The organism is Endozoicomonas sp. SESOKO1, from assembly GCF_024606265.1.
Taxonomy (GTDB): Bacteria; Pseudomonadota; Gammaproteobacteria; order Pseudomonadales; family Endozoicomonadaceae; genus Endozoicomonas.
In genome coordinates this window covers 1-6,439 of sequence record NZ_JAHHPP010000195.1, presented here as the reverse complement: position 1 = coordinate 6,439, position 6,439 = coordinate 1, and the positions used below count along the sequence as shown (strand labels likewise).

Here is a 6,439-nt window from a genome sequence, read left to right as displayed (position 1 = left end):
CCCAAGAAGTTCTGGCAGTTTGAAGCAGCAGATGTGACCTGTTTTCGTATTGCTCACCCAAGAACTCAAAACGGGCACGCTGTATACAGAGACAAAGTGATTGCCGTGACTCGTGTCTGGCTTGACCTTCGCCTTTCATCTTCTTTAGCTGGTCTACAATGCAATGGCACTCATGTTTATAAAGTGGTAATTGTATAGTTTCCGGGCAGCTTTTTATTGTGCTATCTGTCAGCGTGCCGGGTTAAAACCCGGGCATTGAAAGAGAGGATGGAGCGTGGGTAAATCAATAACATGGATTGTTGCCGGTATCTTTTTGATGCAGGCTTATTTCGTTCTGGCTGACGCCATTCCTCCGGGAGAGATCGCGCCTGAGCCGGGCACAGGCAATACGGAACAGGAGCTGGTCAGGGCCTCCAACTATATGGTGGCTGCAGCAAACCCTTATGCGGTGAAAGCCGGTTATGAAATTCTCAAACAGGGCGGCTCTGCCATTGATGCGGTCATCACCACTCAGCTGGTACTGAACCTGGTAGAACCTCAGTCTTCAGGTATCGGTGGGGTAGGGTTAGTGGTTTATTTTGATAATAACGCCAGGCAGCTCTCAACCTGGGAAGGCCGTGAGACTGCGCCGGGGTTGGTAGAGCCGGACCACTTTCTGGATGAAACAGGAGCCCCCCTGGCATTTTATGATGCGGTTGTGGGAGGCCGGTCTGTGGCGACCCCGGGTCTTCTCAAATTGATGTATGAAGTGCATCAAAAGTATGGAAAGCTTGATTGGCAAACCTTGTTCAAGCCAGCGATAAAACTGGCCCGGGAAGGGTTCATTGTGTCACCAAGACTGGCCAGGCTTGTTGACAGGGATCAGGCACGCCTCGGCCGGTATGAAACCACGAGAAACTACTTTTATCCGGAAGGACGTCCTGTTCAGGAAGGCGAACTGCTGAAAAACCAGCCACTTGCCGATACTCTGTCGCTTATCGCCAGTCGCGGGATTGATCCTTTCTATCAGGGAGAGATTGGCCGCGATATTGTAACAACGGTGAACTCAGTAACCGATAACCCTGGCCTCCTGAGTATGAGTGACCTGAGACGTTATCAGGTTCAGGAACGTCCCCCTGCCTGTACGGACTACCGGGAGTACCGGGTTTGCGGTATGGGGCCGCCGAGTTCGGGTGGACTGACCGTAGGGCAGATTCTTGGGATGCTGGATCATTTCGACCTGGCTGGACTGGGCAGGGATAATCCCGACAGCTGGCAACTGATTGGCGATGCAACACGTCTGGCCTTTACCGACCGTGGACTGTATATCGCGGATCCGGACTTCATTGATGTGCCGGAGGGGTTGCTGAATAAATCCTATCTTCTTGAGCGAAGTCGGCTGCTTAATCCAGGAAGGCCTCTGCAAACGGTTGCTCCGGGCTTGCCACCTGGCGTTGACGATATCAGCCAGGCACCCGGTGAAGCACTGGAACTCCCGGCCACCACGCATATCAGCATTGTTGATGGCGATGGCAATGCCGTGGCGATGACCTCCAGCGTAGAGAATGCTTTTGGCTCACGCCTGATGGTTCGTGGTTTTCTATTGAATAACTCCATGACCGATTTTTCCTTCAGTCCATCCATTGATGGCAAACCGGTGGCCAATCGCATAGCGCCTGGTAAACGTCCAAGATCATCTATGTCTCCCACTATCGTGTTACGTGATGGTCGGCCCTATATGATTCTTGGTTCATCTGGTGGCAGTCGTATAATTGTCCATGTTGCCAAAACGGTTATTGCTCACCTGGACTGGCAGTTACCGGTGGATGAAGCCATCGGTTTATCTCACCGGATAAATATGCATGGCACTTATGAACTGGAGTCCAAAACGGATGCAGAAGCGCTGGTAAAACCGCTAAAGGCGATGGGGTATAAGGTTTCTGTCGGTGATCTTAACAGCGGCCTGCATGCCATTGTGATAAAGAAGTCTGGCCTGGAAGGCGCTGCCGATCCACGGCGGGAAGGTCACGTTATGGGGGACTGAATATCTGTATGTCCAAAATCGAAGACCAATGGTACTGACTTAAGACTCCAGGCCCTGATCTGCCTCACCAGAGTCATGGCTATGGTATAGCAAGAAAAGAACGGTTTTTTTCTTGTTTTCATCCCAAACCAAAGCCGCAGCGATTCCGGATCAGAATAAGGTGCACAGCAGATCGTGCAGATCTTCCACAGCTTCTGCAACATACAATAGCTCTAACTGCCAGCTGTACATGGCTCCGGCTCCCATAAGTACTCGCCTGCATTGTACGTCACTTGCAAATTCCAGCGCCGTCTGGTTCCTGTTGTTTTTGACGTTAATATCTGCATTGGCATCAATAAGGGCCATAATGTATCCGATATTGTTTTTTTTGACGGCCGCAAAGAGTGCAGTTTCACCGGAGCAGTCTCTGGCATTAATATCTGCCCCAGCCCTGATCAGAATTTCGGCACATGCTACATTGTCGGTGCGGTTGCCCAGGTGCAGGGCCGTACGGCCCTGTTGATCTCTGGCATTGCGATCCGCCGCGGACTCAAGGAGTTTTCGAAGATAGGTAATATCATTGAGTCCAGCGGCGATATGAAGTGCACAGTCGCCAAACTGGTTTTTAACATCCACATTTGCCCCGGCGAGCATGACTGCGTTCATGAGTTCTTTGTCTTGACGACTGACCGACCAGGTAAGAGGCGTGAAACCATTCGTGAGAAAGCTGCCTTTTTCAAATCTGCCATTAATGTCCGCACCTGCGTCAACCAGAGGTTGCATGCACTGGATGCTGCCGGACCCAACGGCATTGAACAATGCATAATTAAGATCAAGACCAGGAACGAGTCCCCCCTTTTTCATCAAATACCGCATAGACTCTACCTGACCTTCTCTGGCAGCAGAACACATTGCCTTATTAAGTTTTTCGGTAACGTAATCTCTATGGTGCTCCTTGAACCAGGTGCTTAATACCCACTCCAGACAATCAATCCGGCCATTTTCAGCCGCTGTATACAAGACAGAGTCAGGCTCAGGGTTTGGCCCTTTTGATTTTTCCCACAATAATTGCAAGCACTCAACCTGACCGTGTTTAGCGGCAATCTTTCCCAGTACAGCAATTCTGCTCTCCAGATTATCGGCATAAATGGCTCCTCCGGATTGTTGCCAGCCTATATTGTCGATATCAAGATCCAGCATCTTCCCCAGTGCTTCCAGATCCCCATAACGACAGGCATGTTCAGCTAAAGGCTGAGAGCCACGAAGCAACGGCAGGACAGGTTGCTCCGAACAGACAAGACAATGCAGTTCACTCCGCTTGGCCTCAGCCTTGGCTTGATCAAGCAATGGTTGAACAATACAGTCAAAATGGAATTGGTGGGACTCAGGGCACGACGCGGTGACCACCGATCGCCCGCCAAATAAACTGGTCGTTGGGTCGTTACACAGAGCACAGGTTGAAGAATTACTTAAAGTGTTTATCGAATTTGTAACACTATTCATAAAAAACTTCCGTTCAAATGCCCATGGCGCGTGGAAATATTTTGTGCCACCCTCAGGTATGAAAAATGGTTAAGCAAAATATTTTTCACGGCAAAGGTTGCTATACCAACCGGAGTAACGGCACCAATTCACCCTCATCGCTGTCTTGTGCAAGATTGGGCAGTGGGTTGACGGAGCGCTCGGGGGATCTGGTCCCGGGATTGTCGTCCCCTGTGCCCCCGGCCAATATCGGGCTATAGCCAGCCACAGCCGATGCCCGTTGACGACAGTAGTGGTAGATGCACAAGCCAACCACCAGCACAAAAAGCACACCGCCCCCCAGGGCAATACCGGCCACAGCGGCTTGACTCAGGCCTAAAGCCCTTGAGTTGTTATTGCTGGAAGTGGTTGGGGTTGCTGTCGGGACGACAGGGTAGAACACACACTGAGAAACAGGATTGTTTGCCAGTGCCGCAAAATCATAATCACCGGGCCGACAATCCGGCGCCAGCAGACCAGGGTCAATACCTGCACATAAGTTATCCAGCCAGGGATGACAACCAGGGACGGTATTGTTTTCCCAGTGCCCATTGACACGGACATCACAGAGATCAGGATCAGGACCACCCTTGACACCAGCCCCGGCATATTCACTGTCGACTTCGCAATTTATCGCTGTGGTGCTGGCAACGGAGGTAAGAGTGTCTAATACTCCCGCTCCGATGCCGGCAGATGCGCCCTCGCCGGAGGTTGCCACGGTACAGTTCAGCGCGGTGGTATCAACAATCTTTGTAGAATCAAATCCAGTGTTAAGCATGCCCGCCCCGATGCCGGCACCCGTGACAGTGCCGGAGGTTGTCACATGGCAGTTTACTGCTATGGTGTCGGCAACCGTTGCCAAACTAAAAATGCCGCCCCCAACGCCGATGCCTGCATTGCTACTACCGGAAGCTGTCACGGTACAGTTCACCGCTGTAGTGTCGGCAACCATGCCAAAAAAAACAGCTTTGCCCAGGCCAATACCTGCGTCGCCAAACTTACCGGAGTTTTCGACTGAACAGTTCACCGCCCTGGTGCCAACAATTGTGCCATCATTATAAGCCGTACCCACACCAATCCCTGCACCGCCAAATTGAGCGAAATTCTCTACTTTGCAGTTCACCGCCCTGGTGTTGACTACCGTGCCATGACCATCACGACGCCTCCCTGATTCGCGACGTGCCACAAGCTTCCCGGCACCAATGCCTGCTGCCCCTGAATATTCAGAGTTGGCAGATGTGCAGTTCACCGCAGTGGTGTCGACAACCCTGCCATAATCACGAACAAGCCCGGCACCAATACCTGCTGCTCCGGCGTATTCCATGCCATCGGAGACGACTGTGCAGTTCACGGCGGTGGTGTTGAACACCGTTCCCCGGACATCCCCCCCGGCAATCCCCGCAACGTCACCGAGGGCAACTACATGGGCATTGTTAACGCGGATATTACTGACCATGGCAGCGTCTGCAATGGTACAGGCCGCGACCGCCACCGGGCCTTTACCTCTTATATTGGCACCGTTAAATTCCAGGCCATTAAGCCGGCCTGTTCCACCCAGCGTGTGCACCAGACAACTGCTGAGATTACAAATGGTGCCGTTTTTGTGACCGAGGCTGCCGTTAAACGGATGAGTATCATTACCAATGGGCTGACTCAACTGGCTACCATCAATATCCCCGGTCTGCTGGTAATGACCAATGAGTGGATATTCAGGGTCATGGCCGATCTTGCCCAGGGTTGCAGCATCCGGCACTGGTATCCACCGGTCATTGTTACCGCCGACTGTGGCACCGGCTGCGTCCGGCAGCTGTCGAGCCTGGGGCGATGTGCTGGCCGGTTTACGATGCTGCGACGGTTGGTCATGCTGTCTGTTTTTTATTTCACTGTGGTCGTTTACCTCCCGGGTATTGTCCGGTAACAACGGTATGACGTCAGATTCCGAGCACACAGCCAGCCGCCCCCACTGTCCCTGTGGCTCGGCAGACTGGGTTGTTGCAGGTCGCGAGTGGCTGGCAGTAACGCTGGCGGGCATGGTTGGTGGCTGTATCAAAATCACTACCTCATGATGGCGTTAATCAATGTGCAACCTGATCGATAAGCTCAGAAAAAAAGTTCTTGCCGGTTCCTGAACAGCTCCAGGGCACCCGGGTTGGCCAGGGCATCGGTATTTTTTACTGGCCGGTTATGAATCACTTCACGCACTGCCAGCTCGACGATTTTACCGCTGATGGTCCTTGGAATATCGGTCACCTGCAGAACTTTGGCGGGAACATGCCGGGGCGTTGTGTTGCTACGGATGGTGTAAGTGATTTTCTGGATCAGTTGTTCATCCAATGTCACACCATCACGAAGCTGCACAAATAACACAATGCGTGTGTCGTCTTCCCATTCCTGTCCTACGGCAATGCTCTCAAGCACTTCCTCTACCTTTTCTACCTGGCGGTAAATCTCGGCAGTACCAATGCGTACTCCCCCCGGGTTTAATACGGCATCGGCCCTGCCATGGATAATCACACCACCATGGCGGGTCAACTCGCCATAATCTCCATGAGCCCAGACCCCTGCAAACTCATTGAAGTAGGCGTTGTAGTACTTGCTGCCATCGGGGTCATTCCAGAAGCCAACGGGCATGGATGGGAAGCTGGACTGGCAGACCAGCTCTCCCTTCTCTTCGATCAGGGGAGTCCCTGCCGTATCCACAAAGTGGGCATCCATCCCCAGCCCCCGACACTGCAGTTCACCACGATAGACCGGCAGTATCGGGCAGCCCAGGGCAAAGCAGGAGATAATGTCCGTGCCACCGGAGATGGAAGAGAGCCGGACATCCGGTTTTACCGCCTGAAAGACATAGTCATAGCTTTCGTGCAGCAAGGGCGAGCCTGTCGATAGTATGGCCTTGAGATGTTGCAGGTGATG

Annotated in this window: 4 protein-coding genes and 1 pseudogene; 2 read left to right on the top strand and 3 right to left on the bottom strand. The window is 52.5% G+C overall.

The features are described from left to right. Nucleotides 1–198: hypothetical protein (locus tag KDK13_RS09375; protein WP_257284716.1), on the top strand; the 198-nt coding region annotated here is incomplete at its 5' end. A gap of 76 nt (nt 199–274) precedes the next feature. Beyond that, complete coding sequence (ggt, locus tag KDK13_RS09370) at nt 275–2,023, top strand: gamma-glutamyltransferase (protein WP_257284715.1); 1,749 nt, start codon at nt 275–277, stop codon at nt 2,021–2,023. Nucleotides 2,024–2,173: 150 nt separating this feature from the next. Here the strand turns inward: ggt and KDK13_RS09365 are convergent, their stop codons facing one another. The 3 genes and pseudogenes from KDK13_RS09365 to KDK13_RS09355 form a co-directional block, all read right to left on the bottom strand. Then, the gene (locus KDK13_RS09365) at nt 2,174–3,505 is read right to left on the bottom strand and encodes an ankyrin repeat domain-containing protein (protein WP_257284714.1); all 1,332 of its coding nucleotides are present in this window, start codon (nt 3,503–3,505) and stop codon (nt 2,174–2,176) included. A 100-nt stretch (nt 3,506–3,605) separates the two neighbouring features. Continuing rightward, nucleotides 3,606–5,573, bottom strand: a complete 1,968-nt coding sequence (locus KDK13_RS09360; protein WP_257284713.1) for a hypothetical protein — start codon at nt 5,571–5,573, stop codon at nt 3,606–3,608. A 50-nt stretch (nt 5,574–5,623) separates the two neighbouring features. Beyond that, a pseudogene (locus tag KDK13_RS09355) lies at nt 5,624–6,439 on the bottom strand (acetoacetate--CoA ligase); the annotation flags it as partial.